We start from the raw sequence: 25,384 nt of genomic DNA, 5'->3' as shown, positions 1-25,384 counted from the left end.
TGACTCTGCGGGCTCGACCTGGTCGAGGGTCAAGCCGGGCCGGGCCGGTCGGGGGCGTCGCCCCGGTCGCCGTCGGGAGCGGGAGGGACGGGGACGGGAGGGACGGGGGCGGGAGAGACGGGGGCGGGGCCGGCGAGATGGGCCAGCTTGGCCGGGTTGCGGACGCCGCGGATCTCGGCGATCCGCACGGTGCCGTCCGGCTGCTCGGCGAACTCGAACACCGAGACGGAGTCGACGGCGCCGTCCACGGTGATCAGCACACCGGGATCCCCGTTGACCAGGACCGGCCGGGCACCGGCCCCCTCGCCGAGCCGGCCGAGCACCCCGAGGACGAAGCGGGCGACGTTCTCGGCACCGTTGATCGGCCGCAGCGCGGCGCGGATCACCCCGCCGCCGTCCGTCCAGCCGGTGACGTCGGGGGCGAGCAGTTCCAGCATCCGGTTGAGGTCGCCGCCGGCACAGGCCGCCAGGAACTCGTCGGTGGCGCGGCGGCGCAGCTCGGGCGGTGCGTCGTAGCGCGGCCGGCCGGCGCGCACGTGCGCCCGGGCTCGGCTGCCGAGCTGGCGGCAGGCGGCCTCGGTGCGGCCCACGGCCTCGGCGATCTCCTGGTAGGAGAAGCCGAAGGCCTCCTTGAGCACGAACACCGCCCGCTCCAGCGGGGACAGGCTCTCCAGCACCACCAGCAGGGCGAGTGAGACGGTCTCGGCCCGCTCGACGCCGTCGGTCGCGTCCGGCTCGGTGACCAGCGGTTCGGGCAGCCAGGGGCCGACGTAGGACTCGCGGCGGACGGCGGCCGAGTCCAGCTTGTTGAGCGCGAGGTTGGTGACCGTACGGGCCAGGAAGCCGCCGGGGCCGGCGACCGGGCCGGCGACGCCGCTCCAGCGCAGCCAGGTGTCCTGGACCAGGTCCTCGGCGTCGGCGACGCTGCCGAGCATCCGGTAGGCGATGCCGAAGACCATCCGCCGGTGCCGCTCGAAGTCGGCCAGCCGGGTGCCGGTCTCGTGGGTGTCGGTCACCCTCGCGACGTTACCGCACGGTAGCCACGGTGCTCGGGCACTCAGCTCCGGAAGGCCTCGTAGGCGGGGCCGAGCACGGTGGCGAGGTCGCGGCCGTGCACGGTGATGCCGGAGCGGCCGAGGCGGCGCAGCGAGGGCTCGTCCGGGCCGTCCTCGTCCTCCGCCGGGGCGGGGTGCAGGGTGAAGTCGCCGCGCCAGTAGGCGGCGACGTTGACCACGGGCGGTCTGGGTTCGTCGGTCACGCGTCCTCCTCGGCCACGGCGTCCTCCCGGGTGAGGGCTACCAGTTCGCGCAGCGCATCGACCGGCAGGTCGGTGAGCCAGCGCTCCCCCTCCCCCACCACCGTCTCGGCCAACGAGCGCTTGGCGGTGAGCAGTTCGTCGATCCGCTCCTCGACGGTGCCGACACAGACCAGCCGGCGGACCTGGACGTCCCGGCGCTGGCCGATCCGGAAGGCGCGGTCGGTGGCCTGCTCCTCGACCGCCGGGTTCCACCAACGGTCCAGGTGGATCACCTGGTTGGCGGCGGTCAGGTTGAGTCCGGTGCCGCCGGCCCGCAGCGAGAGCAGGAACACCCTCGGCCCGTCCGGGGACTGGAAGCGCTCGACCAGCTCCTCGCGGCGTGCCCGCGACAGCCCGCCGTGCAGGTAGAGCACCTCCTCGCCGAGCCGGCGCCGCAGGTACGGGCGGAGCATCGCGCCGAACTCGGCGTACTGGGTGAAGACCAGCGTCCGGTCGCCCTCGGCCAGCGCCTCCTCCAGCAGTTCGGCCAGCCGGGCGACCTTGCCCGAGCGCCCGGCCACCGCCGAGCCGTCGTGCAGCAGTTGGGCCGGGTGGTTGCAGACCTGCTTGAGCTTGCCGATCGCGGCCAGCACGGTGCCGCGCCGCTCCACGCCCCGGATGCCCTCGACCCGCCGCAGCAGGTCGGCAACCACGGCCTGGTAGAGGCCGGCCTGCTCGGCGGTGAGGTTGCACCAGACGGTCATCTCCTGCTTGGCCGGCAGCTCGGCCGCCACCGCCGGGTCGGACTTGACCCGGCGGAGCACGAACGGGGCGGTGCGGCGCCGGAGTTCGGCGGTGCGTTCGGGGCTGCGGTGCAGCTCGACCGGGATCGCGTAGCGCTCCTTGAAGCGCTCGGCCGGGCCGAGCAGGCCGGGGTTGGCGAAGTCCAGGACGGCGTGCAGGTCGGACAGCCGGTTCTCCACCGGGGTGCCGGTGAGGGCGATCCGGTGCCGGGTGACGGGCAGCGAGCGGATCGCCCTGGACTGCGCGGTGCCGGTGTTCTTGATGTGCTGGGCCTCGTCGGCGACCACCCGGCGCCAGCGGATCGCGCGCAGGGCCGCGAGGTCGCGCTGGACCAGCCCGTAGGTGGTGATGACCAGGTCCACGCCCCGTACGGCTGCGGCGAGTCGCTCCGCGCCGAGGCGGCCGGCGCCGTGGTGGACGTACCGCCGCAGGCCGGGGGCGAAGCGCTCGGCCTCACGCTGCCAGTTGCCGACCAGGGACATCGGGCAGACCAGCAGGGTCGGGCCGGCGGGCCCGTCGGACCCGGCGGCCCGTTCGGAGCCAACCTCGGCGGCCTTCTCGGGGCCTTCCTCGGAGGCCTCCTCGGAGGCTTTCTCGGAGGCTTTCTCGGAGGCGAGCAGGGCGAGGGTCTGGACGGTCTTGCCGAGGCCCATGTCGTCGGCCAGCACGGCGCCGAGGCCGAGCCCGGACATGGTCCGCAGCCAGGCCAGCCCGCGCTCCTGGTACGGGCGCAGCTCGGCCCGGAAGTCCGGCGGCAGCTCGGGCGCCGGGGCGGCACCGGCCCGCCCGGCGAGCAGTTCCCCGAGCGGGCCGTCCGCGCGCACCGAGGTGACCGGCAGCCCGGCGACCGTCGCCGCCGGGTCCAGGGCGAGCCGCAGCAGCTCGCCGGTGGCGAGCACGCCCTCGCGCCGGTCGGCGAGGAAGGCGAGGGCGGCGGCGATCTGGGCCGGGTCGGCCTCCAGCCAGGTGCCCCGCAGCCGGACCAACCCCTGTTTGGCGGAGGCGAGTTCGGCCAGTTCCCGCTCGGTGAGCGGGCTCTCCTCCGGGCCGAGCGCGGCCTGCCAGCGGAAGGCGACCACGGCGTCCCGGTCCACCTGACTGGTGACGGCGAGCGAGCCCGGCGCGGGCGGGGTGGTGGCGCGCAGGGCGAGTCCGAGCCTGGGGCGGCGGCGCCACCAGGCGGGCAGCAGCACCCCGAAGCCGCCCTCGGCGAGGGCGGGCGCGGCGGTGCGCAGGAAGTCCAGTGCGCCGGCCCGGTCGAGCGGCAGGGCGGACGGGCGGGAGCGGTGGCGCAGCCCGTCCAGGGCGGGCCAGCGGTGGGCGGCGCGGGCGAGTTCGGCGACCAGGACGTCGACCGGGTCGGCGGCCTTGCGGGCGAGCGCGGCCTCGGCGGCGCCGCCTTCGAGCAGGTCGGCGGCGCGGACCAGCAGGGAGGGCTCGTCCACGGCCTGGAGCAGGAACTCCAGCCGCCAGGCGTCGTCGGAGGGGCTGCCCTCGGGGTCGTCCGGGTCGGGGCCGAGCGGCTCGACCAGGCGGAAGCAGAGCCGCAGTGCCGGATCGACGGGCTCGGCGGCGGCGTACCAGGCGCCGAGCCGGCGGCGCAGTTCGGCGAACTCCTCGGGCGGGGCGCCGTCGAACCCGGCGTCGGGGGTGGTGAGGGCGTGCAGCCACCGTTCGGCGGCGGCCCCGGCCCCACCGGGCGGCGGGAAGGGCGTGTCCGCCAGTGCGGCGCGGGCCTCGGCGTCCACCAGCGCACCCAGGGCGGCGTCCAGCAGCGCCTCACCGCTGCCGGGCCCGTGCGGCCACTCCCCCAGCAGGACGGGCGGGCAGCCGGCGGCCAGGGCGGCGGCCTCGTGGCGCCCGGCCGGGGTGGGGTCGGGCCGCCACCGGGCCTGCGGCCGGCCGTCGGCGGCGGCCACGGGCATCGGCAGCACCCGGCCCCGGCCGACCGTCCGCCAGGCGAGGTCGTGCACCCCGGTGAGCCAGCGCAGCGAGGGGCCGTGAACCACCTCGACCCGCCCGGCTCCTGGCAGGTCGGTGCCGGTGACGGCCCAGACCGGGTCGAAGACCTCGCCGAGCAGCTGGGCGGCGGCCCCGGCGTCGAAGAGCAGCGCCGGCACCCGCCAGGGCGTGAGCACGGCACCGCCGCGCGGCGGGGTGACCGACAGGTCGGGCGAGGGCGCGGGGACGGCCCCGACGGTGGGCAGCAGCAGGGTGGCCCAGCGTTCGGGGGCCTGCCCGGCGAGCCAGCCGAGGCCCGGGCCGATGCCGCCGAGCACGGCGGCCAGCTCGGCGGCCGGGCAGGCGTAGGGGTGGGCGCGCGGCGCGGGGCGGTCGGGGCGCGGGTCGGCGGCGCCCGGGTGGGCGCGGGCGTCCTCGGCCCAGAGCGCCAGCCGCCCGTCCGTCCGCCAGAGCGCGTGCAGGACGAACATCGGGGGCCTTCCGGGCGTGCTGGGACCGTCCTTCGCAGCCTAACCGGGAGGGCCGACAGGCCGGTCCGTCGAGCCGTTCGGGGGAAGCCCGAAAGCTGTGGTTGAAAGTTGAACGACATTGGCCTATGGTGGAGCCAACAAGTTGAAGCCTAAACAACCGGCTTCGAACCAAGGAGGAAGCCATGGGCCTGTTCAACCGCACCAAGACCGTCACCGCCCCCGCCGCGACCGCCGTCCGGACCCCGGCCGGCCCGGACCTCGCCCACCTGACCGGCGACTGGACCATCGACAACACCCACAGCGAGATCGGCTTCTCCGTCCGCCACGCGATGGTCACCAACGTCAAGGGCCGCTTCACCGATTACGACGGCAAGCTGCACCTGGACGGGACCCACCCGGGCAACTCCTCGGCCGAGCTGGTGATCAAGGTCGGGAGCATCGACACCAACCAGGCCCAGCGCGACGAGCACCTGCGCACCGGTGACTTCTTCTCCGTCGACACCCACCCGGAGATCCGCTTCCGCAGCACCTCCGCCCAGCTGGTCCACGGCGACTCGTACCGGATGACCGGCGACCTCACCATCAAGGGCACCACCCGCCCGGTCGTGCTGGACCTGGAGTACACCGGCAGCGCCACCGACGCGTACGGCGCCAACCGGGTCGGCTTCGAGGGCAAGGCCGTCGTCGACCGCACCGACTTCGGTCTGACCTACAACGCGGCGCTGGAGACCGGCGGCGTGCTGATCGGCGAGAAGGTCAAGCTCAGCTTCGACATCTCCGCCGTCAAGGCGGCCTGAGCCGCCTGACCCCCAGGAGCACCGCCCCTGCCCTTCCCCCCGGGGCAGGGGCGGTTTCCAACGTTTCCACCGGTTCCCACCTCCCCGACGCCATCCCGACGGCCCCGCCGCGCCGCCCCCGACGGCCTCCGGCCGCCTACCCCGGCGGCAGCAGCGCCGCGTCCGCCGCGGGCAGCCAGCCGCCCGCCGGGCGGCGCAGCCAGCCCTCGGCCGCGCCGAGCGCACCCGCCGCGGCGGCCAGCGCCCGCAGCCCCGGATGACGATCGCCGGGCCGGTGCACCAGGCTGACCAGGCTCAGCGGCACCGGCCGCACCAACGGCACGTTCACCGTCCCCGGGATCCGCGGACCGCCGACCGTGGTCAGCATCGGATCCCCGTGCCGGGCGAGGTAGCGGGCGGTCTCGTCCACACCCACCGGCGGCACGTACGGCGCCGCCGCCGTCAGACCGTGCTCGCGCAGCAGCCGGGCGCCGAGGTCGGCCCACTCGGTGGTGGCCGGGTTGCCCGCGCAGACGTCCACGGGGTGCCCGGCCAGATCGGCCAGACGCAGCGCGCGGCGGTCGGCCAGCGGATGGGTGTCCGCCATCATCACCGAGATCCGCTCCAACCGCACCGGCAGCTGGACGAGTTGGCCGCGCACCCCGGCGGGCAGCCCGGCGAAGCGGCCGAAGGAGGCGTCCAGCCGGTGGGCCAGCAGCTCGGCGGCGGCCGCGGCCAGGCCGCCGTGAAAGCGGGCCAGCAGTTCGCCCTCCGGCCAGGAGGCGCGGGCCCGTTCGAGCACCCGGTCGGTGGTCAGGTCCGGGCCGGTGACGTCACTGTTGAGGTCGATCAGCAGCGGCCTGGCACCGGCCCCGGTTCCGGTCGCCGCCTCCGCGAGGATCTCGTCGTGCAGGGCCAGGAACCGGCGCGCCCGGGGCAGCAACCGCCGCCCGGCCGGGGTGAGTTCGACGCTGCGGGTGGTGCGGGCGAACAGCGCGTCGCCGAGCAGCCCCTCCAGGCTCCGGACGTCCCGGCTGAGCGCCTGCTGGGCGATGTGCAGTCGCTCGGCGGCCCGGCCGAAGTGCAGGGTCTCGGCGGTCGCGACGAAGCCGCGCAGCAGTCGGGGGTGCAGGTCACGGGGCATGGGCGGCAGATTAACAACGGCGTGTTGTGAGTGCGACGAAACAGGTGTTGGACGGCCGCCCGCCGACGGCGCCAGGCTGGGGAACCCCGCCCTCCCCGCTCACAGGAGCACCATGCCCTCGCCCGCCCTCCTCGCCTCCTACCGGAGGCTGTTCGCGGCCCCCGGCGCCGCCGCCTTCACCCTGGCCGGGCTGCTGGGCCGGCTGGCGCTGTCGATGTACGGCGTCTCGCTGGTGGTGCTGCTCTCCGAACGGCGCGGCTCGTACGGGCTCGCCGGGGCGGTCTCGGCGGCCGGGCTGGTCTTCGGCGCGATCGGGATGCCGCTGATCGGACGGCTGGTGGACCGCTACGGGCAGGCGCGGGTGACGGTGCCGGCCGCGCTGTACAGCGCCGTTCCGATGGCCGCCCTGCTGCTCTGCGTCCACCTCGGCGCGCCCGACTGGACGCTCTTCCTCAGCTCCGCGGCCTGCTCGGCCATGCCCAACCTCGGCGGCATGGCCCGCTCCCGCTGGGCGCACCTGCACCGGGACGACCCGGCCGCGCGCCACCTGGCCAACTCCTTCGAGCAGGCGCTGGACGAACTCTGCTTCATGGCCGGGCCGGTGCTCGCGATGCTGCTCTGCACGACGCTCGCCCCGGAGGCCGGGATGATCGCCACCGGCGCCCTCGGCACCGTCGGCGCCCTGCTCTTCGCCGCCCAGCGCCGCACCGAACCCCCGCTGCCCGTCCGGGACTCCGCCGAGCGGCGGCACGGCTCGCCGCTGCGGGCACCCGGGCTGCGGGTGCTGGTGCTGACCTTCCTGGCGACCGGCATGGTCTTCGGCGCGACCGAGATCACCACCGTGGCGTACGCCGACGCGCTCGGCCACAAGGCGACGGCCGGCCTGCTGCTGGCCCTGGTCGCGGGCGGTTCCTGCGTGGCCGGGCTGCTGTTCGGCCTGCTGACGCCGCGCCGGGCTCCCGGTACCCGCTTCCTGCTCTGCGCCGCGGCGATGGCCGCGGTGCTGCTGCTGCCGCTCGCCGCCGGACTGGGCGGGGCCGGACTCGGGGCACTCGGCGTGGCGCTGTTCGCGGCCGGCACCGCCACCGCGCCGACCATGGTGACCGGGATGACGCTGGTCCAGGAGCTGCTGCCGCGGCGGCAGTTCAACGAGGGCATGGCGATGGCGGTGTCCGGCATCGTGGTCGGCATCTCGGCCGGGGCGGCGCTCGCCGGAACGGTCGCCGAGCGGGCCGCCCCCGGCACCGGCTACGCCCTGCCCGCCGCGGCCGCCGGGCTCGCGCTGCTGATCGCGCTGGCCGGGCGACGGCACCTCACGGCGCCGAAGGCGGCGGAGGGCTCGCCGGGCGAGGGCGCGGCGGAAAATGCCGAGCAGATTGTCAGTGGCACCCTCTAACGTCGAGGCATGGGGGAAATCACCTACGTCCGAGGCGATGCCACCACGCCCCAGGGCAAGGGCGTGAAGGTGATCGCGCACATCTGCAACGATCTCGGCGGCTGGGGCAGGGGCTTCGTGCTCGCGCTCTCCAGACGCTGGCCCGAGCCCGAGGCGGCGTACCGGCGCTGGCATCGGGAGCGGGCGAAGAACGACTTCGGCCTCGGGGCCGTCCAACTGGTCCCGGTCGATCCGCACCTCTGGGTGGCCAACCTGGTCGGCCAGCGGGGCATCCGCACGGGGCGCTCCACCGGAGTGCCGGTGCGGTACGAGGCGATCGACACCGGGCTGGCCGCACTCGGCGAGCACGCGCTCCGGCTCGGCGCCTCCGTCCACATGCCGCGGATCGGCTGTGGCCTGGCGGGCGGGCGCTGGGAGCGGGTCGAGCCGCTGGTCACCGCCCGGCTGACGGCCCGGGGCGTACCGGTGACGGTCTACGACGTCGACTGACCCGACCCGACCACTTCCACTTCACCGATCCGCCGGCTCCGACCGGTCGGGACCGGGCGCCACGCGCCCGGCCGGCCAGGCGTACACGTACTCGGGCAGCAGGAATCCGCCGGGGAACTCACCCTCCTGCGCCCGGACCCGCTCGGCACCCTCGCGCTCGTAGAAGGCGATCGCCCGGGTGTTGTCCCGCAGCACCTCCAGGGAGAGTCCGGCCCCGGGGTGCCGCTCGGCGACATGGGCGCGGCCCGCGGTCAACAGCTCGCGGCCGATGCCGCCCCCGTTCAGACCGGGGCGCACGTGCAGGTTGTCGATCAGCACCCCGCCGTCCGGCTGCGGGACGAGATAGATGAACCCGGCCACCGCACCGGCCCGTTCGGCCAGCAGGAGCTCGGGCGTGTTCTCCGGCTCCCCGTAGTCGGCTTCCAGTCGCAGTTTCCACAGCTCACGCCGCTGGGCGACCATCCCGTCGCCCAGCCCCTCCTCCGGGACGATCCCCCGGTAGGTGGTGCGCCAGCTGGCGGCGTGCAGTTCGGCGATGGACTCGGCGTCCTGCACTCCGCCGCGCCGAATGACGGTCCGCTCTGAACTGATCATGTGACCAGCCTCCCACAGAGATGGAGTTGAACATGTTCAACCGATACGTCTACAGTGCTGCCCAGATTTTGAACGCGTTCGAAATGATGGGGGTCATCGTGGCACCGGATGCGGAGGGGGCATCCGGTACCACGAACACCGACACCGGATGGAACGTCGTCTCCGGCTAGGCTCGTGCCCGTGGACGACCTGGCAGCGACGAACCGAACGGACGGCGAGAACGGCACGGCCGAGGCTTCGGCCGTGCCCGGACCGGAGAGCGGGCCCGGGCCGGAGGCCCTGCCCGGCGGCCGGGCCAAGCCGAAGACCGACAAGAGTGAGGCCACCCGGGCCCTGATCCTCGAGACCGCCATGCGGCTGTTCCAGGAACGGGGCTACGAGAAGACCACCATGCGCGCCATCGCCACCGAGGCGGGCGTGTCGGTGGGCAACGCGTACTACTACTTCTCGGCGAAGGAATTCCTGATCCAGGGGTTCTACGACCGGATGACCTACGAGCACGCGGCCGACGCCAAGCGCCGCATGGCCCACACCCGGGACTTCTCCGAGCGGCTGCAGATCGCGCTGACTTCCTGGCTCGACACGGCCGCGCCGTACCACGAGTTCTCCGCGCAGTTCTTCCGCACCGCCGCCGACCCGACCAGCTCGCTGAGCCCGTTCTCCAACGAGTCCCACCCGGCCCGGGCGACGGCGGTCGAGCTGTTCCGCGACGTGCTCCAGGGCTCGGAGCTGGCGCCCAAGCTGGACGCCGAACTCGTCGAGCTGCTGCCCGACGTGCTCTGGCTGTACCTGATGATCGTGGTGCTCTACTGGGTCTTCGACCGCACCCCGGACACCGAGCGCACCAGGGAGTTCGTGCGGCGCTCGACGCCGCTCGCGGCCCGGGTGATCAACCTGTCCCGCTACCGGGTCTTCCGCCCGATCGTCCGTGACGCCAAGGGCCTGATCCAGGACTTCATCCTGCCCACCATCGGCAAGACCGCGGTCAAGTAGCGCCCGGGCGCACAGAGACGGCCGGCCCGCGAACGGGCCGGCCGTTCCCGTCGGAGCGGGACTCAGAACTCGGTCGGCGTCCAGGCCCGGACCGGGGTGCGCAGCAGCAGGTCGACGGCGGCCGCCGCGCCCGGGCGCAGCTCGGTGACCAGGGCGGCCGCGGCCAGCCCTGACGCGGTCTGCCCGCCCAGGTAGAGCGAGCCCAACTCCGAGGCGCCGAGCGCGAGATCGGCGTCGTCGGTGGTCCTGGCGCAGCGACCGGTACCGTCCTCCGCCACCTCCAGGGCCCAACGGCCGGACGCGTAGCCGAGCTTGTCGTCAACCTCCAGCACCACCCGGCCGGAGGTGTTGTACGTCCGGGCGCCGAACGCGGCCTCGACGTCCAGCACCCGCAGCCACACCTCGTCACCGTTGCCCTCGTACGGGGTGGCCGCGCGCGGCTCCTGGAGCAGCAGCGGCAGCGGGTCGTCCGGGCCGAGCCTGGGCACCGTGACCCGGCCCACCCAGTCGACGGACAGCACGAAGCGCCACAGCTCCACCGCGGTGGGGAGGTCGAGGGCGATGAACTCGCTCACCTCGAGCGTGCTGTCGGGGTAGGCGCCGTCCCACTTGTCCTCGACCCGGTAGAGCACCAGGCCGGTGACCGTCCCGTCGGCGTCCCGGTGGACGGCGGCGAACGGCTCCTTGAAGTCGACGCCCGGTGTCCGGACCTCGCCGGTGGTGCGCAGCCACCACAGCTCGTCGCGCTCGATCGCGCCCGGCTGGGTGCGCCGCCAGCGCTCGTACAGGTCCGCGCCCAGGTCGCGCAGCTCCATCATGCCCGCGAAGTCGATCCGACCGCCGGGGACGCCCGGCAGGCCCTCGCGCAGGCCCCGGGTGCGGCGCAGGTTGACGTGCAGGCCTGCGCCCCACGTCGCCGGGCCGAAGCCGAACCGGCCGTAGATGTTGTACTCGGCGGCCATCAGGACGGCGACCGCCCTGCCGCGCTCGGCGGCGGCCGCGAGGTCCCGGCGCATCATCGCGCTGAGCAGGCCGCGGCGGCGGTGGGTGGCGCTCACCGTGACGTTGGTGATGGCGTCGGCCTGGACGACGGCCCCACCGGGGACGGTCAGTTCGGTGTCGAAGCTGCGGAAGGTGGCGATCTGGCGGTCGCCGTCGAAACCGGCCAGCAGCCGGCCCGGCTGCCACTGCCGGCGGCGGATGTCCGTCGCCGGGGGCAGGTGCGGGCGCAGGAACCCGAAGGCGAGCGCCTTGTCCCAGCCCTCCACCTCGTTCTGGGAGACGGCTCGGACCAGAATCCCGTTCACGGTGTCGACGGCCGCGTGATCGATGCTGTTGCCCATGCGGGCCACCGTACGGCGGCCCTCCGGGGGCGGCATCCGAATTAATCCGTGCGCGATCCCAGGTGCTCACCCGGCACCACCACCCAGTGGTTGGTGCGCAGGACGCGGTCCGCGAAGTCCAGGTCCCGTTCGCCGAGCAGCCGGAAGCCGAGCGCGCGGCAGATCCCGTTGGACGGCCCGTTGCCCGCCCCCGGGTTGGCGTGCACCTCGCCCCAGCGGCCGTCCCCGGCGGCGTCGTCCAGCACCTGGCGCACGGCCGCCTTGGCGAGGCCGCGCCCCTGGTACTCGGGCAGCACCATCCAGCCGATCTCGGAGACCGGCACGCCGTCCTCCTGGTCCGACCAGAGCGTGACCGTGCCCACCGCCTCGTCGTCCGCGGCGACGGCCGGCACGATCATCCTGATCCAGGAGGCGTCCGCGGCCACCAGGGAGAGGTCCTTGCGCAGCCGCGCCTCCACCCGTTCCCGGGGCAGCGGGCCGCCCAGTTCGGCCATCATCACCGGATCGCAGCGCATCCGGACGTACGCCTCGACGTCCCCCGCCCGAACATCCCGCAGCCGCATGACGCCTCCTCAGTGCCGGTCCGAGCGGCCACGCTAACGCGGCCCACCGACAGTGGCGTCCGGACGGCCCCGGCTGGCATCCTCGTGCCGGTTCAGGCACAGACGATCCGCATCCCGGGGGGAATCCATGGAGGACGAGTACTTCCGCAAGCTGAAGGAGTACGAGGGCCGGTCGTCGACCGCGAAGCTCGTCGGCGCGCTGGCCGTCGCCGGCTGGCTCTGGGCGCTCTGGCTGGTCTTCGTCCCCGGCAACGGGCTCTGCGGCTCGCCGGCCTTCTACGAGCCGACCGGCTTCCACATGCAGGAGGCCTGCGACTCCGAGATGATCGGCCGGATCGGCGGCGCGGTCGCCGTCCTGCTGGTGTCGCTCCCGCTCGCCGCCGCCTGGGGCTGGGCCGTCCTGCGGCTGCGCGACAGCCGCAAGGAGCTGGCCGCCGCCCTGAACGACCGCTGACCGGCCCGCGCCGCCGCGGCGCGATTCGCCGTGGACCCGACGCCGCGGGGCCCTACGGCCTGGCGTAGAAGTTCGGGGTGCCCATGATCCAGAGGCTGGCCTGCTTGATCGGCACGCCGGCCCGCGGGGCCTCGATCATCTGGTCGTCGCCGATGTAGAGCCCGACGTGGTAGATGTCGGCGGCGCGCCCGGTGTCGGTCCAGAAGACCAGGTCGCCGGGGCGCAGTTGGCGGTAGCCGATCGGGGTGCTCTGGGCGTACTGGTCGGCGGCGAAGTGGTTGAGCTGCCGACCGCCCTCGCGCCAGGCCATCATCGTCAGCCCGGAGCAGTCGTAGCCGCCCGGGCCCTCGCCGCCCCAGACGTACGGCAGGCCGATCCTGGACCTGGCGAAGGCGACGGCAGCGGCCGCGCCCTCGGCGGACCACGGACGGGAGGACGGCGGCGCCTGGGCCCTGACGCCGGCCGAGGCGGCCTCCGCCTCCCGGGCGGCCTGCTCGGCGGCGGCCCGGGCGGCGGCCTCGGCCTCACGGGCGGCGATCGCCTCCAGGGCCTCGCGGCGTTGGCGCTCCAGCTCGACGGTGGTGTCCCTGGCCGCGGCCAGCTCGACGAGCAGCTGCTCGCGGCGCTGGGCCGCGGCCGCCACCTCGGCCTGCTGGGCCGCCAGCCGCTGTTCCGCCCGGACCTTGGCCGCGCCGACCTCGGCGGTGGCCCTCCCGGCGGCCTCGGTGGCGGCCCGGGCGGCCGCGGAGGCGCTGCGGGCGGCGGCGGCCGTGGAGGTGGCGGCGTCCAGGATCTGCCGGGTGCGTTCGCTGACCTGGCCGATCGCGGCGGCGCGGTCACCCGCCTCGTGCGGGCCGTGGGAGCCGAGCAGAGCGTTGAGCGCGGAGAGTTCGGCGCCCGCGCCCTGCCGGTACGTCTCGGCCGCGAGCCGGGCCGCGTCGTCGGCGGCGGCCGCCCGCTCGGTCTCGGCGGTGGCGGCGCGCTGCGCTGCGGCCGCCTCCTCGGCGCGGGCCCGGGCGAGCGCGAGCTGGGCGCCGTTGTAGGCCTCGACGGCCTGCTCGGTGGCGTGCCCGGCCCGGTCCAGCTCGGCCCGGGCGGCGGTGAGCGCGGCCTCCAGGGCGGCGGCCGAGGAGGCCTTGCCCTCGACCTCGGCCCGGGCCCGGTCGATCTCCTCGGTGCTCGGGTACGGGTCCTCGTCCGCGGCCCGGCCGACCGTCGGCGCGGGGGCTGCGGGGGCGGCCTGGGCGGCGGGGAGCAGCCCGAGCAGGGCGGTGAGGGACAACAGGAGGGCCGGCAGGATCCTGCGCGCCACGCGGCATCCCTTCTGACGGGTCCGGAGGGGACGGCGTCGGACGGTGCACGGCCCGCCGGCGGACGGCGGGCGGGGCGGCGGGAGGTCCGATGAATCATCCCATCACGTGACAGAACGGTCACATGACGTCATGTTCTCAATTCCGGCGGCCTTCACACCTGGAAAATGCTCGGCTGGTCGGGTGACTATCAGATGATCTGACCAATCTCGGCATCGGCTGAGCGAACAGGCCGAGCTTGCCGGTGGGCGAGGCGCACCGAGGGCTACCGGCCGATCCGTCGGGTGTGCTTCCGCAGCCGGGGTTGCCGCTCGGGCCGGCTCTCCGTCCCGTTCGGTGCGACGGCGAAGGCCCGGCTGCGCCCGGCCCGGACGGTACGGCGGCGCTGCTGCGCCTGGCGGGAGCGGGCCGGACCGGCCTCGGCCACCCCGGGCACCGGGTCCGCCGCACCCGGGCGCCGGTCACCCGCCCCCGCCGCGGCCGCCGAGCGGCGGTCGGCCAGCCGGGCCTGTCGGCGGGCCAGCGCCCGGGCGGCGTGCGCGTCGAGGTGGGCGGTGGCCCTGGCGGCCATCCGCTCGGCCACCCGGTGCGCGGCCGGGTGGTTGGCGGGCACCTTGTCGGGAGCCCCGGCGATCAGGTCGAAGAGCCAGGTGCGGGCCAGGTCCGCGCGCCGGTGCAACAGGCGCTCGCGCCGGAGCGCACGCGCCCGTCGGCGGGGGCGCGTGGCGTACCGCCAGCGGGCCCACGGGCTGCTCGGGCGGGCCAGCCGGATCGCCCCGATCCAGGACAGGCCGGGGACCATGATCCCGAGCAGGCCGGTCCACACCTTCCCCTTGATCAGGGTGATCACCGAGGCCAGCGCGTTCACCGAGAGGATCGTGACCAGGCCCCACCTGGTCTCCTCGCCGGGCACCACGCCCAGCGGCACGTACCCGACCAGCAGCAGGGAGGTGAACAGGATGCCGAAGATCACCGCGTCCACCGACTTGCGGCCCTGCTCGCTCCAGTACACGTCGTCCAGGTGCAGGATCAGCGCGAACTCGTCCAGCACCAGGCCGCAGCCGATGCCGAAGGCCAGCCCGAACCAGTCGATCCACGGGTGCCCGCCGTAGGTGGCGAACACCCCGATGCCGCCGAGCAGCAGGAAGCCCAGGCCGAACACCATGTGGTGGATGTGCAGGCCGCCCGGGGTCACGTTGCCCGGCCACCAGCTCACCTGGGCGCGGATCATCCGGACGCTGAACCGGATGCAGACGAAGGAGGTGATGAATCCGACCAACAGCAGGAACAGCGGTTGCTTGTGCGCGGCGACGATGTGCTCGCGGTAGCCGTCCAGCAGTGTCGTCATGGGTCTTACCTTCGTTCCTGGTCCTGCGTCCTGCCTGCCGTGACGTGGCCCGGGGCCCAACTCGCCCCCAACACCGGCCGACGTCCGGTCAGAATCCTCGGGTGCGCTTGGCCGCCCGGCGCGGCACGGCCGGGTAGAGCGACGGGAGCTCGGCGCCGACCGGCAGCTTCATGAACAGCCGGGCGATCTCCCCGCCCAGGTTCACCCCGACCGCCAGCGCCATCGCGATCGCCGCCGCCCGGAAGACCGACACCAGGCCGGCGCTGGAGTGGCCCTGGGCGAAGGCGAGCATCCCGAGGTAGAGCGCCGAACCGGGCATCAGCGGGCCGATCGCGGCGGTCACGTACGGCAGCGCCGACCCGTTGCGGTAGCGCGCCATCAGCTGGCCGAAGAGGCCGACCAGGCCGGCCGCCACGCCGGTCGCCGCGATCGGGTTGACGCCCGCGTTGTACACCAGCGCGCCGTAGCTGGCCCAGCCGATGCCGCTGTTGACGGTGACCAGGGCCAGGCTGCGGCGGTCGGTCTGGAGCAGTGTCGCGAAGGCCAGGGTCAGCACCATCGCCGCGACCATCTGGACCGGCGGGTAGTTGACGCCCACCAGGCTCTCGTCCGGGCGCAGGTTCGCCTCGAAGCCGACGCCCAGGTAGAGGATCACCATCACGCCGATCACGATGCCCGCGACCAGGTAGACCACTTCCAGCAGGCGGGCGGCGGCGGTGATGTAGAAGCCGGTCAGGCCGTCCTGCACGGCGGCGACCAGGGCGCGCCCGGGAAGCAGGGCGAACAGGCCGCCGGTGATCACGACCGAGCCGCGCAGGCCCCAGTCGTTGAACGAGAGGATGATCCCGGAGGCGGCGGCCGGCATCGCGGCCGCCACGAACTGGTAGAACTCCGGCAGCCGGCGCTTGGCCAACGCGGAGGCCAGCCGGTCGCCGAGGACGGCCGCGACGAAGGCGCTCGCGAACACCAGCCAGCCCTTGTCGTCCATCTTCCCGCCGACCAGGAAGGTCGCCGCGCCGGCCAGCAGGCCGGTGGTCAGGGCGAGGAACCAGGCCGGGTACGGGTGCCGGTTCCGGCGGATCACCGCGAGCCGGCGGTAGGCGTCGTTGACCGTCACCTTCTCCGCGGTGATGTCCGCGACCAGCTCGTACACCGCGTCGAGCCGGGTGTAGTCGGAGGTGCGGCGGCGCACCACGCGGTCGGCGGTGACCGGCGGCTCGACCAGCGAGGGCTGGTACGAGATGCCGATCAGGGTGAAGGTGACCTGCGGCTCGCAGCGGTCCAGTCGGTAGGCGTGCGCGATGCCGAGCATGGCCGCCTCGACGTCCTCGGCGGCCTCGCCGCTGGCCAGCAGCAGCTCGCCGATGCGCAGCGTGAGGTCGAGGATGCGCGGGACGTTGCGGGTGACGGCCGAGGAGGGGTGCATCTCGCGGGCGGTGCGCTCGAAGGCGGGCCGCTCGGACATCGGGGTGCGCAGCAGGGTGCGCATCCGGTCCGGCCAGGGCGCCTCGCCGGGAGCGCCGGCGGTCAGCTCCGGAATGGGGATGCCGGTGGGCGGGGTGTAGCCGGCCGCCCGCCACTCCTCCGGGGTGAGGGTGTCCTCGGCGACCGAGCGGCGGCGGACCGGGCGCTCGGCCTCGGGGCGCCCGGCCTCGGGGCGGGCCGCCGACGCGGGCACCGGTTCGGGCTCGGGGGCCAGCAGCCCCTTGGTCTCCGGGACGGGCGGGGCGAGCGGGACGACGGTGGTGGGCTCGAGCGGCGGGGCGGCGTGGCCGAGCAGGCCCTCGGTCGGCGGGGCGTCGGCGGGGTGCACCGGCGTCGGGGGTATCTGCCGCGCCTGTCGGACCGCCCGGCCCCCCCTCGCCCGCTTGCCCGCTCCCGGTCGGCCCCGCTTAGGCACTTCCGCTCCTCGCCACCCCTGGCAGCCGTCGGCCACCGCTCGATCTCGGGTTACACCTTGCCTGATCGAACAGCTCGACGCACATGTACGCGGCGTCCCGTGGCCGGAGCGGCGGACGCCTACCCGGCGCGGTGGTGGGCGGCCCGCGCCGCGCCGGAGCGGCGCGCCCGCAGCAGCTCGATCGCCACCGGGATCACCGAGACCAGCACGATGCCGACCAGGATGGCCTCGATGTTGTCCCGGACGAACGGGATCTGGCCGAGGAAGTAGCCGAGCACGGTGACGCCGCCGCCCCACAGCACCCCGCCGAGCACGTTGAACACCACGAAGCTGCGGTAGTTCATCCTGCTCACCCCCGCGACGATCGGGGTGAAGGTGCGCACGATCGGCACGAAGCGGGCCAGCACGATCGCCTTGGGTCCGTGCCGGTCGAAGAAGGCCGCGGCCTTCTCGACGTTCTCCTGCTTGAAGACCCGGGAGTCGGGGCGGCGGAAGAGGCTCGGGCCGACCTTGCGGCCGAAGAGGTAGCCGACCTGGTCCCCGGCCACCGCGGCGGCCACGACCAGCGCGCAGACCAGCCAGAGCGGCTGGTGCAGGTAGGTGCCGCCGGCCACCAGCAGGCCGGTGGTGAACAGCAGCGAGTCCCCCGGCAGGAAGAAGCCGATCAGCAGACCGGACTCGGCGAAGACGATGGCCAGGATGCCGATCAGACCGAAGGTGGAGATCAGGGTGGTCGGATCGAGCCAGGACGGGCCGAGGGCGAGGCTGGTCACGGTGCGGCACTCCGGGAAGGTCGAGTCTTGGCAATGAAACAGTAAAGCATTGACAAAGACTCGCCGCGGGGCCGGATGGTTCCCGGGCCGAGAACGCTGACAGCCGCGGACGGTCGCGGACGGTCGCGGACGGAACGCGCGCGGCCCCGGCGGGGGCCCGGGAGGGCCGGCCGCCGGGGCCACGTGGTCGGGGTTGGGGTCGGGGTCGGGGTCGGTCAGAGCCCGTAGCGCTCGACCGTCTCCTCGTGCCGGGCGAGGTCCGCTCCGGCCGCCTTGGCCAGCACCGGCCAGGCGAGCGGGTGCGCCAGGCCGTCGGTCAGCCGCAGCAGCAGGGCGTCGGCCTCGGCGGCCGAGGCGGTCGGCGGCACGCCGAGGGCCGCGTAGACGCCGGGCAGGGTGTCGCCGCCGTCCGCCGGGTCGGTGATCCGGTACTGGTCCCCGCTGTACACCCAGACCGCGTACCCGGCCCCGTGCAGTTCCTCGCGCAGGGCCGACCACCGCTCGTCCCCGGGCCAGGCGCCGTCGATCCAGTACGTGGTGTACCCGGCCGGGTCGAGCAGGGTGAGCAGCTCGAACACCGGGCGCCAGTGCCGCCGCTCCTCCTCGGGCGCGTCCTCGGCCGGCGGGCGCTCCAGCAGGGCCGGGGCGAAGACCACCACGTCGCCGTGGTTGAGCGTGAGGTCGTCGCCGAGCACCGGCAGGATGCGGGCGGTGGCCGGGCCCGTCCGGAGCGCGGGCAGGTCGGACGTGGCGCCGTTGGTCCGGGTGGCGCGGATGGTGACGAGCTGCCACTCCTCGTCCACCGGGCCCTCGGGCTCGTCGAACTCGATGTCGAGCAGCGCGCCGGTGGAGCGGACCACGGCCCAGTCGCGGTTGGCGGTGGCCGCGGTGATCAGGTGCCACAGGTCCGGCTCCTGGACCTGCCGGTGGCCGTCCTCCTCGGCGGCTCCGTCGGCCGGCGCCGCGCGCTCCAGCAGCTCCAGGTACATCCGCTGCGCGGTGGCGTGGTCCCCCAGCTCGGTGGCGGCGTGGGCGGCGAGACGGCGGGTGTTGATCACCTCGTCGTCCAGGGCCAGGATCGCCCGGCACCACTCCAGCGCCTCGGCCCAGCGGCCCTCGGTGGCGGCCCAGCGGGCGCGTATCCAGTGCCCGTCGGCGGGGGCGGTGACGGACACCCGGTCGGCGAGCCGGCGGATGCCCTCGGCGTCCCTGGCCTCGATCAGCATCTCGCCGAGCGCGCCGGTCAGCTCGCGGTCCGCCGCGTCCTGCTCCACGTACCGCCACAGCAGCTCGGCCGCGGCCCGGGCGTGGCCGAGGCCGCCCAGCACGGTGGCCAGGAGCACCGCCAGTCCGGTGGCGCCGGCCTGCTCACCCCGGTACCAGTCCAGGGCGACGGAGAGCAGGTCGGCGCCGGTCTCGTAGGGCACCCGGGTCTCGGCCAGGTGCGCCGTCAGCTCGCCCGGCGGGACGGGCAGCTCGGGCTCTGGCAGTGCCTCAGCGGCCGCACGCAGGGCCGCGACCTGCTCCGACACGCCGTCGGTGCGACGCAACCGGGTGAGCTTACGCTCTCCCGTCGCGGCGAGCGTCAGCGCCACCGTGCGGGCGCGCCGGGCGAGCGCGAGCCGACCCGCCGCCAGCAACAGGTCCACGCACGGGCGGTGCGCGCCGACGCCGTCCAGGTAGCCGACCCAGCCGGCCAGGACGGCGCCCAGCTCGGCGTCGTTCTCCCGTGCTCCGGCCGCGACCAGCAGCTCGACCGTCTGCGTCCAGGCGGGGCGCAGGTCGGCGTGGCGCTCGGCCTCGGCCCGCTCGGGCAGCAGGGCGAGCGCCTCCTCGGTGCGGCCGAGCGAGGCGAACGCGCGGGCCCGCAGCAGGGCGCCCCAGCGCTGGTCGCGCTCGTCCAGCCGGCGCCCCTGCGCCTGCTCGGCCCGCTCGGCGGTGTCCAGCAGCTCCAGCACCTCCTCGTGCCGGCCCAGCAGGTGCAGGGTGCCGGCCCGGGCCTGGTGGAAGCGGAGCGAGACCGACTGGCCGGCCGCCCGCATCCGGTTGGCCGCGGAGTCCAGGTGGTCCAGCGCCTCGCCCGCCCGGCCGTCGTCCTCCAGGGCGTCCGAGTACTCGCGGGAGAGGCAGTCGTAGCAGGCCCGGTCGGGCTCGATCCGGTCCAAGGTCTCGCCGACCACGGCGAGGCGCTCGGCCACGTACCCCGGTCCGTCGACCCGGGCGTGGCAGATCGCGAAGTCCTGCACCACACAGACGGACTGCGGGCAGCCCGCCGTCTCCTCCCGGTGCGCGAAGTCCAGCAGGTCAACCGCCTCGGGCAGCACCGCCTCTCCCTGCTGGCGCTTGTTCAGCAGGTTCTGCATCCGCCAGTGCCGCAGGTAGACCTCGACCCAGGGCAGGCCGAGCGCCCGGGCGGCGGCCACCGCCTCCGGGTAGAGCGCGTCCAGCTGCTCGTTGCGGCCCTCGGTGGCGTGCTCGGGCAGCTCGACGATGGCGTCGGCCAGCCGGTGGTGGCCGGCCTCGGCGAGCTGCCGGTGGGTGTCGCGCACCCAGGCCCAGATGTCGGTGGTCATGCCCGTTCCCCCTGCGTCGTGCTGATGAGTTGTCTACCGCACCCCACTGACAGTCCGTCCGTCACGGCTCCTCCGAGAGGGCGCCGGGGCTGTCCGGGACCTCCGGCAGACCGGCGGGAACAGCGGCGGTCAGGGCGGAGACCGCCGTGCCGATGCCGCTCAGCGCGGTGGTGAGGTCGCCCTCGGACGGACCGGACGAGGCCGCGGCCATGATCACCTTGATCGAGCGGAGCAGCCCGGCCGCCGTCGCGCTGCCGGTGTGCCCGGCGCGGTAGGCGGCGAGCAGGTCGTGGACCGCCGGACTGTCCAGGTTGAGGTACAGCCGGGCCCGGACCTCGCCGTCGGTGCGGGCGGTGAAGGCGCGGGCCAGCCGCAGGGCCGCGGACGGGATCCGGGCGTCCGCCTGGTCGTCCTCGATCCTGGCCTTCAGCTCGGCCTCGCGGTCCGGCACCAGCACCAGCGGCAGGCCGGGCGGGTCGAAGCGGGCCGGGACGAGCTGCTCGCCCGGGTCGGCGAGGGCGCCCGCCAGCCAGGCCGCCTCGTGCTCCGGCAGCGGGTGCTCCGGGTCGCGGAACAGCTCGCGGTCGCCCTTCTCGCTGCCCAGCTCGACCACCCGGCAGCCGCGCAGCTCGGCGTAGCGGTGCAGGAACGGCTGGACGGCGTAGCGGTCGCCGCGCGCGATCGGCACCCGCATCGCCCGGTACAGCATCTCCTCGAAGCCGCCGCCGCTGCCGATCGCGAGGTGCACCGCGCCGCCGCCCGCCGCGCGCAGTGCGCCGGCGGTGAGGTCGCCCTGGGAGGTGGGCACCGGGACGTCGTCGGCGAGCAGGGTGAACAGCCGCTCGTCGCAGAGCGCGGCGCCGAGCAGGTCGGCGCCGTGCCGGGCGAGGATGCGGCGCCAGGCGGCGGGCCGCAGCCGGGCGGTCTCGTACAGGCCGTCCACGATGGCGTCGGCGAGGACCTTCCGGAGCGCGTGGTAGTGCTCGTCGCGCTGGAGGTCCTCGCGGCTGGCGGTGGGGGTGAGCCGGTTGGACTCGACCACGCCGCCGATGAACCCGGCCCAGCGGGGCAGCAGGTCGCGGGCGTCCTCGGCGAGCAGCATGCCGCGCAGGTAGACGGCGAGGTCGCGGTTGTCGCTGGTGCCGTAGCTGCCGCCGTCCTGGACCCAGAGCAGGCCGGCCGCGTCGGTCACGCCCTCGACCGGGTGGACCGGGAAGGCGGTGAGCGGCTCGAAGCGGCGGCCGAACGCGGTGGCGAAGCGCATCCGGGCGGCGTACCGGTCGCCGTCGGAGGGGCGGCGCGAAGCGTCTCCGCCAGGGGTGGCGGTGGGCGACGGGAGGGCCCGCTGCCGCCAGGGCACCTCGACGGAGTTGACCGGCCGCTCGTCCGCGCCGACGTACACCGGGATCGACAGCAGCACGCAGTAGCGGCCGAGCACGTCGCGCAGGACGTCCTCGTCGGCGAGGTGGCCGTGCTCGGGCTTGAGCGCCAGCTCGACCACCGTGCCCGGGTGGGGCCGGGCGGGCACCGGCTCGACCTGGTACTGCTCGCCGCCACGGCTGCGGTAGCGGTGGCCGAGCCACGGTTCGCGGTGCGAGGTGGTGGTGACGGTGACCTCGTCGGCGATCGAGAAGGCGGAGAGGAAGCCCAGTCCGAAGGCGCCGATCAGCTCCTGGTTCCCGGTCAGTTCGCGCAGCATCCGGGTGTAGCCGGTGCCGACGGTGGCCAGGTAGGAGTGGATCTCGGGTTCGGTGAGGCCGGCGCCGGTGTCCTCGATGGCGACGGTGCGCCGGGCGGCGTCGGCACGTACCCGGATCAGCGGGCGGTGGTCGCCGTCCGGGTCCTCCAGGAGCCGGCGGGTGTGCGAGTCGTGGGCGTTCTGGACGAGTTCGCGCAGGGCGACCAGCGGGGTGGAGTAGAGGTGGGTGGCGAGGACGTTCACCAGGCCGCCGAGATCGACCTCGGTCGTCCGCAGCTCCTCGTCGGGGGTGGGCTCGGGCGGGACACCATCAGACATGGGTCCTCAGTGTGCCAGTGCGACTATCCGTCGACCATTTCTTTCTCCTTGGCTCCTTCCCGACGGAATGGCGAAATGACGGAATGCGGTCAACTTTGAATTGACTGCCCCTCCACCATCGGGCGATTTGCCACCCGTTCGGTGGAGTTCGTCCACATCGCTGGTGAATGCTGAACGGGCGACGCCAGGCCACGGCGCCCGGGGCGGCCACTGCGGGCGGCGCCACAATTCGCACTTCTCGCCAGGGAGACCACCGTGTCCCGTATTCGCGCAGCCGCCGCCGTCACCGTCCTCGGCGCGTTCCTCCTCGTCGGATTCGGCGCCGCCACCGCGCACGCCGGCAACGGCGCCGGCCCGGCCGACCACTCCGGCGCCGGCGTGGTGAGCAACGCCGGCTCCGGCAACATCGTCGGCAACGTCCACGGCACCGTGGTCAACACCCAGCAGACGGCCACCGGTTCGGGTGCGGGCAACCAGCACAACGGTCTCGCGGTGACGGGCAACAGCGGGAGCGTCGGCGTCCAGCAGAGCAACGGCGGGACGGCCGACCCCGGGCGGGGCGACGACGGGAACGCGGGCACCACCCAGTCCGACCGCGGCGTCGACGCGCGGGTCCACCACCCCCACGTCCTCCACTAGGAGGCCCCTCGACCTCCCCGCCCCCGCCCTCCTCAGAGCGGCCCTTCCCCGGGGACGCCCAGCACCGCCCGACCGAGCCGCAGCAGGCAGTCCCCGAGGTCCGGCCGGGCGCTGTGCGGACGGTTCCGCACCCCGTCGTTGACCAGCGCGAACAGCGCGTGCACCCGGATCCGGGCGGTCGCCGCGTCGTACCCGGGGTACACCTGCCGCAGCAGTCCGACCCAGGTGCGCAGGAAGTCCCTCCGGAAGTCCACCGCGGCCCGGCGGTCGGGCGGGGCCAGCCGCTCCGTCTCGCTGAGCATCGCGCCCAGGTAGTCGCCGTTGCGCAGCGCGAAGCCGACGTACGCGCCCAGCCCGGCCTCCAGCGCCGCCCCGGGCCCGGCGGCGGCCGCGATCGCGCCGTCCACCTCGTGCCAGAGCCGTTCGCGGCTGCGCACCAGCGAGGCGGCCAGCAGCTCGGCCTTGCTGTCGAAGTGCCGGTAGACGCTCGGGCCGGATATGCCGACGGCGGCGCCGAGTTGGTCGGTGCTGACGTTGTCGAACCCGCGCTGGTGGAACAGCCGCACGGCCGCCGCGAGCAGCTCCTCCCGGCGCGCCCGCGGTCTGGGCTCCGGCGCCGGCCGCGCCACCGGTACGCCGACGGACCCTGCGGCCGCACCGCCCAGGGGGACCGCGCCGTCCACGGGGACGGCGAGGACGGCCGCGACCATCCCGCGCAGCAGCGCCTCGGCCCGCCGGGGCTGCGGCGCCGCCGACTGGTAGGACAGCCCCGCGCAGGCCGAGAGCGCCGACCAGCAGAGCAACTCGGAGTCCCCGGCGGACAGTTCGGGCCGTTCCGCACGCAGTACCGCGGTCATCAGCGCGACGTCGGCGCGCAGTTCACGGCGCAGCGCCGCCCGCCGGGCCGGCGGCAGCAGCCGGGCGTCACGCTGCACCAGGGTGCCGAGCGGACGGTGGCCGACCGCGACGGCGGCCAGCGCGGTGCCGAGGTCGGCGGGGGTACGGGCCGCGCGCAGGCCTTCGGCGAGCGCGTCCAGGCCCAGGCGGACGGCCCGGTCGAGCAGTTCGGGCTTGCCGCGGAAGTGCCGGTAGAGCGCCGGCGCGGTGATCCCGACGCCGGCGGCGACCTCGGTCATCGAGACCTGGTGGTAGCCGCTGCGGTGGAAGCGGTCGGCGGCCACGGCCAGGATCTGGGCGCGCCGCCCGGGCGGCCGTCGGACCACCATGGCGGGCCCCCTCTCCTGCGAGCGTCGACGGAAGGCTAGCAAGGATTCACTTCATGCCCCTCCAGGCCGTTCCCCACGGGCTTTTCACCCCGGGCCGACTCTGGACAGCCGAAGCTACCCCCGATTAACTTGTGGGGCCATCACCAGGCACGTTCCGCTCCGGTCGGCAGCCCCGGCCGGTGCCGTCGAAGGGAGCGCCGCCGTGCGCCGCACCGTGTTCAACGAGGACCACGAGGCCTTCCGGGAGACCATCCGGGACTTCATCGCCAACGAGGTCGTCCCGGTCTACGAGAGCTGGGAGGCCGAGGGCCACCCGCCGCGCGACTTCTACCGGCAGCTCGGCGCGCTCGGCGTCTACGGCATCGAGGTGCCGGAGGAGTACGGCGGCGCGGGCGAGAGCGGGTTCAAGTACCAGGCCGTGATCGCCGAGGAGACCGCCCGGGCGGGCGTCAGCTTCGGTTCCTCCGGCGTGCACACCGGCCTGGTGCTGCCCTACCTGCTGGAGTACGCGAACGAGGAGCAGAAGCGGCGCTGGCTGCCCGGCTTCGTCTCCGGCGACATCATGACCGCGATCGCGATGACCGAGCCGGGCGCCGGCTCCGACCTCGCGGGCATCTCCACCACCGCGCGGCTCTCCGAGGACGGCACCCACTACGTCCTGAACGGCGCCAAGACCTTCATCACCGGCGGCGTGCTGGCCGACCTCGTCCTGGTGGTCTGCCGCACCGCCCCGCACGACCCGGAGAACCGCCGGGCCGGGCTGTCCATCCTCTGCGTGGACACCGCCTCCGAGGGGTACACCGTCGGCCGCAAGCTCCAGAAGATCGGCCTGCGCACCTCGGACACCGCCGAGTTGGCGTTCGACGACGTCCGGGTGCCGGTGGAGAACCTGCTCGGCGAGGAGGGCCGGGCGTTCTCCTACCTGACCCACAACCTGGTGCAGGAGCGCCTCGCGATCGCCGTCGGCGCGTACGCGGCGGCCGCGGCGGCGGTGCGGTTCGCGGTGCAGTACGTCAAGGACCGCAAGGTGTTCGGCAAGGCGGTCGCCGAGTTCCAGAACACCAAGTTCACCCTGGCCGACTGCGAGGCCCAGGTGGTGGCGCAGCAGTCGATGGTGGACCGGGCGCTGGAGCTGTACCAGAGCGGCGAGTTGACCGTCGCGGACGCGGCGGCGGCGAAGCTGTTCTGCACCGAGTCGGCCTCCACAGTGATCGACAAGTGCCTCCAGCTGCACGGCGGTTACGGCTACATCCTGGAGTACCCGATCGCCCGGCTCTACACCGACAACCGGGTGTTCCGGATCTACGGCGGCACCAGCGAGGTCATGCGCAGCATCATCGCCAAGTCGCTCGGCCTGTAGGGCCGTTCGGGCC

The 25,384-nt window shown here is 74.5% G+C and carries 22 protein-coding genes; 8 read left to right on the top strand and 14 right to left on the bottom strand.

The genetic code is table 11. The features are described from left to right. Positions 1-29 precede the first annotated feature (29 nt). Genes ACIQ87_RS34965 through ACIQ87_RS34955 form a run of 3 tightly spaced genes read right to left on the bottom strand, consistent with a single transcriptional unit; the run spans position 30 to position 4,473 of the window. Positions 30-1,016 carry an RNA polymerase sigma-70 factor gene (locus ACIQ87_RS34965; RefSeq protein ID WP_402414989.1) on the bottom strand — a complete coding sequence of 329 codons (987 nt, stop codon included), beginning with the start codon at positions 1,014-1,016 and terminating at the stop codon, positions 30-32. A gap of 41 nt (positions 1,017-1,057) precedes the next feature. Next, positions 1,058-1,258, bottom strand: coding sequence for a hypothetical protein (locus tag ACIQ87_RS34960; RefSeq protein ID WP_402414987.1), 201 nt, complete (start codon positions 1,256-1,258; stop codon positions 1,058-1,060). Beyond that, positions 1,255-4,473 carry an SNF2-related protein gene (locus tag ACIQ87_RS34955; protein WP_402414984.1) on the bottom strand — a complete coding sequence of 1,073 codons (3,219 nt, stop codon included), beginning with the start codon at positions 4,471-4,473 and terminating at the stop codon, positions 1,255-1,257. Before ACIQ87_RS34955 ends, ACIQ87_RS34960 begins: the two co-directional genes overlap by 4 nt. A 182-nt stretch (positions 4,474-4,655) precedes the next feature. Between ACIQ87_RS34955 and ACIQ87_RS34950 the strand changes: the two genes are divergently transcribed. Continuing rightward, on the top strand, positions 4,656-5,270 hold the full coding sequence (locus ACIQ87_RS34950; RefSeq protein WP_402414982.1) for a YceI family protein: 615 nt from the start codon (positions 4,656-4,658) through the stop codon (positions 5,268-5,270). A 136-nt stretch (positions 5,271-5,406) separates the two neighbouring features. Here ACIQ87_RS34950 and ACIQ87_RS34945 read toward each other — a convergent pair whose 3' ends face one another. Further along, entirely contained in the window at positions 5,407-6,393 is a 987-nt protein-coding gene (locus ACIQ87_RS34945) for a LysR family transcriptional regulator (RefSeq protein WP_402414979.1), read from the bottom strand. Positions 6,394-6,505: 112 nt separating this feature from the next. On the opposite strand from ACIQ87_RS34945, the gene ACIQ87_RS34940 reads away from it, so the two are divergent. Then, on the top strand, positions 6,506-7,789 hold the full coding sequence (locus ACIQ87_RS34940) for an MFS transporter (protein ID WP_402414976.1): 1,284 nt from the start codon (positions 6,506-6,508) through the stop codon (positions 7,787-7,789). A 9-nt stretch (positions 7,790-7,798) separates the two neighbouring features. Next, positions 7,799-8,278 (top strand): macro domain-containing protein, encoded by a 480-nt coding sequence (locus ACIQ87_RS34935; RefSeq protein ID WP_402414973.1) that lies wholly within the window; start codon positions 7,799-7,801, stop codon positions 8,276-8,278. Between the two features lie 21 nt (positions 8,279-8,299). On the opposite strand, the gene ACIQ87_RS34930 is transcribed toward ACIQ87_RS34935, so the two are convergent. After that, positions 8,300-8,872, bottom strand: coding sequence for a GNAT family N-acetyltransferase (locus tag ACIQ87_RS34930; protein WP_402414970.1), 573 nt, complete (start codon positions 8,870-8,872; stop codon positions 8,300-8,302). 32 nt (positions 8,873-8,904) lie between these two features. Here ACIQ87_RS34930 and ACIQ87_RS34925 point away from each other — a divergent pair, with 32 nt between their 5' ends. Both ACIQ87_RS34925 and ACIQ87_RS34920 read left to right on the top strand, forming a co-directional pair. Beyond that, on the top strand, positions 8,905-9,042 hold the full coding sequence (locus ACIQ87_RS34925; RefSeq protein ID WP_402414968.1) for a hypothetical protein: 138 nt from the start codon (positions 8,905-8,907) through the stop codon (positions 9,040-9,042). Positions 9,043-9,052: 10 nt separating this feature from the next. After that, positions 9,053-9,865, top strand: coding sequence for a TetR family transcriptional regulator (locus ACIQ87_RS34920; protein ID WP_402414965.1), 813 nt, complete (start codon positions 9,053-9,055; stop codon positions 9,863-9,865). 62 nt (positions 9,866-9,927) lie between these two features. Here the strand turns inward: ACIQ87_RS34920 and ACIQ87_RS34915 are convergent, their stop codons facing one another. Next, positions 9,928-11,208, bottom strand: coding sequence for a GNAT family N-acetyltransferase (locus ACIQ87_RS34915; RefSeq protein WP_402414963.1), 1,281 nt, complete (start codon positions 11,206-11,208; stop codon positions 9,928-9,930). A gap of 41 nt (positions 11,209-11,249) precedes the next feature. Continuing rightward, positions 11,250-11,771: a GNAT family N-acetyltransferase gene (locus tag ACIQ87_RS34910; protein WP_402414961.1), complete on the bottom strand. Its 522-nt coding sequence runs from the start codon at positions 11,769-11,771 to the stop codon at positions 11,250-11,252. A 127-nt stretch (positions 11,772-11,898) separates the two neighbouring features. Here ACIQ87_RS34910 and ACIQ87_RS34905 point away from each other — a divergent pair, with 127 nt between their 5' ends. Beyond that, positions 11,899-12,225, top strand: coding sequence for a hypothetical protein (locus tag ACIQ87_RS34905; RefSeq protein WP_402414960.1), 327 nt, complete (start codon positions 11,899-11,901; stop codon positions 12,223-12,225). Positions 12,226-12,277: 52 nt separating this feature from the next. Here the strand turns inward: ACIQ87_RS34905 and ACIQ87_RS34900 are convergent, their stop codons facing one another. The 6 genes from ACIQ87_RS34900 to ACIQ87_RS34875 all read right to left on the bottom strand — a co-directional run bounded on the left by ACIQ87_RS34900 (position 12,278) and on the right by ACIQ87_RS34875 (position 22,146). Then, complete coding sequence (locus ACIQ87_RS34900; RefSeq protein ID WP_402414958.1) at positions 12,278-13,537, bottom strand: C40 family peptidase; 1,260 nt, start codon at positions 13,535-13,537, stop codon at positions 12,278-12,280. A gap of 263 nt (positions 13,538-13,800) precedes the next feature. Further along, on the bottom strand, positions 13,801-14,883 hold the full coding sequence (locus ACIQ87_RS34895; protein WP_402414955.1) for a hypothetical protein: 1,083 nt from the start codon (positions 14,881-14,883) through the stop codon (positions 13,801-13,803). Positions 14,884-14,971: 88 nt separating this feature from the next. Then, positions 14,972-16,696 carry a threonine/serine exporter family protein gene (locus ACIQ87_RS34890; RefSeq protein WP_402414953.1) on the bottom strand — a complete coding sequence of 575 codons (1,725 nt, stop codon included), beginning with the start codon at positions 16,694-16,696 and terminating at the stop codon, positions 14,972-14,974. Between the two features lie 206 nt (positions 16,697-16,902). Beyond that, positions 16,903-17,556 (bottom strand): DedA family protein, encoded by a 654-nt coding sequence (locus tag ACIQ87_RS34885; protein WP_402414951.1) that lies wholly within the window; start codon positions 17,554-17,556, stop codon positions 16,903-16,905. A 215-nt stretch (positions 17,557-17,771) separates the two neighbouring features. Further along, positions 17,772-20,129 carry a hypothetical protein gene (locus tag ACIQ87_RS34880; protein ID WP_402414948.1) on the bottom strand — a complete coding sequence of 786 codons (2,358 nt, stop codon included), beginning with the start codon at positions 20,127-20,129 and terminating at the stop codon, positions 17,772-17,774. Between the two features lie 61 nt (positions 20,130-20,190). Further along, positions 20,191-22,146 (bottom strand): ATP-binding protein, encoded by a 1,956-nt coding sequence (locus ACIQ87_RS34875; RefSeq protein ID WP_402414945.1) that lies wholly within the window; start codon positions 22,144-22,146, stop codon positions 20,191-20,193. Between the two features lie 255 nt (positions 22,147-22,401). On the opposite strand from ACIQ87_RS34875, the gene ACIQ87_RS34870 reads away from it, so the two are divergent. Beyond that, the gene (locus tag ACIQ87_RS34870) at positions 22,402-22,785 is read left to right on the top strand and encodes a hypothetical protein (protein ID WP_402414942.1); all 384 of its coding nucleotides are present in this window, start codon (positions 22,402-22,404) and stop codon (positions 22,783-22,785) included. Positions 22,786-22,817: 32 nt separating this feature from the next. On the opposite strand, the gene ACIQ87_RS34865 is transcribed toward ACIQ87_RS34870, so the two are convergent. After that, positions 22,818-24,011: a TetR/AcrR family transcriptional regulator gene (locus tag ACIQ87_RS34865; protein ID WP_402414940.1), complete on the bottom strand. Its 1,194-nt coding sequence runs from the start codon at positions 24,009-24,011 to the stop codon at positions 22,818-22,820. 202 nt (positions 24,012-24,213) lie between these two features. Between ACIQ87_RS34865 and ACIQ87_RS34860 the strand changes: the two genes are divergently transcribed. Continuing rightward, the gene (locus ACIQ87_RS34860; RefSeq protein WP_402414937.1) at positions 24,214-25,371 is read left to right on the top strand and encodes an acyl-CoA dehydrogenase family protein; all 1,158 of its coding nucleotides are present in this window, start codon (positions 24,214-24,216) and stop codon (positions 25,369-25,371) included. Positions 25,372-25,384 lie beyond the last annotated feature (13 nt).

The organism is Kitasatospora sp. NPDC096204, assembly GCF_044763205.1.
Lineage (GTDB): Bacteria > Actinomycetota > Actinomycetes > Streptomycetales > Streptomycetaceae > Kitasatospora.
Note: the sequence above shows the minus strand (reverse complement) of the source record. Positions and strands in the feature narration are given on the sequence as shown.

Bases quoted from the DNA above. Each gene is read 5' to 3' on its own strand.
- ACIQ87_RS34915 (WP_402414963.1), bottom strand. From the start codon at position 11,208: ATGGGCAACAGCATCGATCACGCGGCCGTCGACACCGTGAACGGGATT.
- ACIQ87_RS34880 (WP_402414948.1), bottom strand. From the start codon at position 20,129: ATGACCACCGACATCTGGGCCTGGGTGCGCGACACCCACCGGCAGCTC.
- ACIQ87_RS34875 (WP_402414945.1), bottom strand. From the start codon at position 22,146: ATGTCTGATGGTGTCCCGCCCGAGCCCACCCCCGACGAGGAGCTGCGG.
- ACIQ87_RS34945 (WP_402414979.1), bottom strand. From the start codon at position 6,393: ATGCCCCGTGACCTGCACCCCCGACTGCTGCGCGGCTTCGTCGCGACC.
- ACIQ87_RS34930 (WP_402414970.1), bottom strand. From the start codon at position 8,872: ATGATCAGTTCAGAGCGGACCGTCATTCGGCGCGGCGGAGTGCAGGAC.
- ACIQ87_RS34935 (WP_402414973.1), top strand. From the start codon at position 7,799: ATGGGGGAAATCACCTACGTCCGAGGCGATGCCACCACGCCCCAGGGC.
- ACIQ87_RS34950 (WP_402414982.1), top strand. From the start codon at position 4,656: ATGGGCCTGTTCAACCGCACCAAGACCGTCACCGCCCCCGCCGCGACC.
- ACIQ87_RS34925 (WP_402414968.1), top strand. From the start codon at position 8,905: ATGTTCAACCGATACGTCTACAGTGCTGCCCAGATTTTGAACGCGTTC.
- ACIQ87_RS34865 (WP_402414940.1), bottom strand. From the start codon at position 24,011: ATGGTGGTCCGACGGCCGCCCGGGCGGCGCGCCCAGATCCTGGCCGTG.
- ACIQ87_RS34905 (WP_402414960.1), top strand. From the start codon at position 11,899: ATGGAGGACGAGTACTTCCGCAAGCTGAAGGAGTACGAGGGCCGGTCG.
- ACIQ87_RS34955 (WP_402414984.1), bottom strand. From the start codon at position 4,473: ATGTTCGTCCTGCACGCGCTCTGGCGGACGGACGGGCGGCTGGCGCTC.
- ACIQ87_RS34940 (WP_402414976.1), top strand. From the start codon at position 6,506: ATGCCCTCGCCCGCCCTCCTCGCCTCCTACCGGAGGCTGTTCGCGGCC.
- ACIQ87_RS34895 (WP_402414955.1), bottom strand. From the start codon at position 14,883: ATGACGACACTGCTGGACGGCTACCGCGAGCACATCGTCGCCGCGCAC.
- ACIQ87_RS34910 (WP_402414961.1), bottom strand. From the start codon at position 11,771: ATGCGGCTGCGGGATGTTCGGGCGGGGGACGTCGAGGCGTACGTCCGG.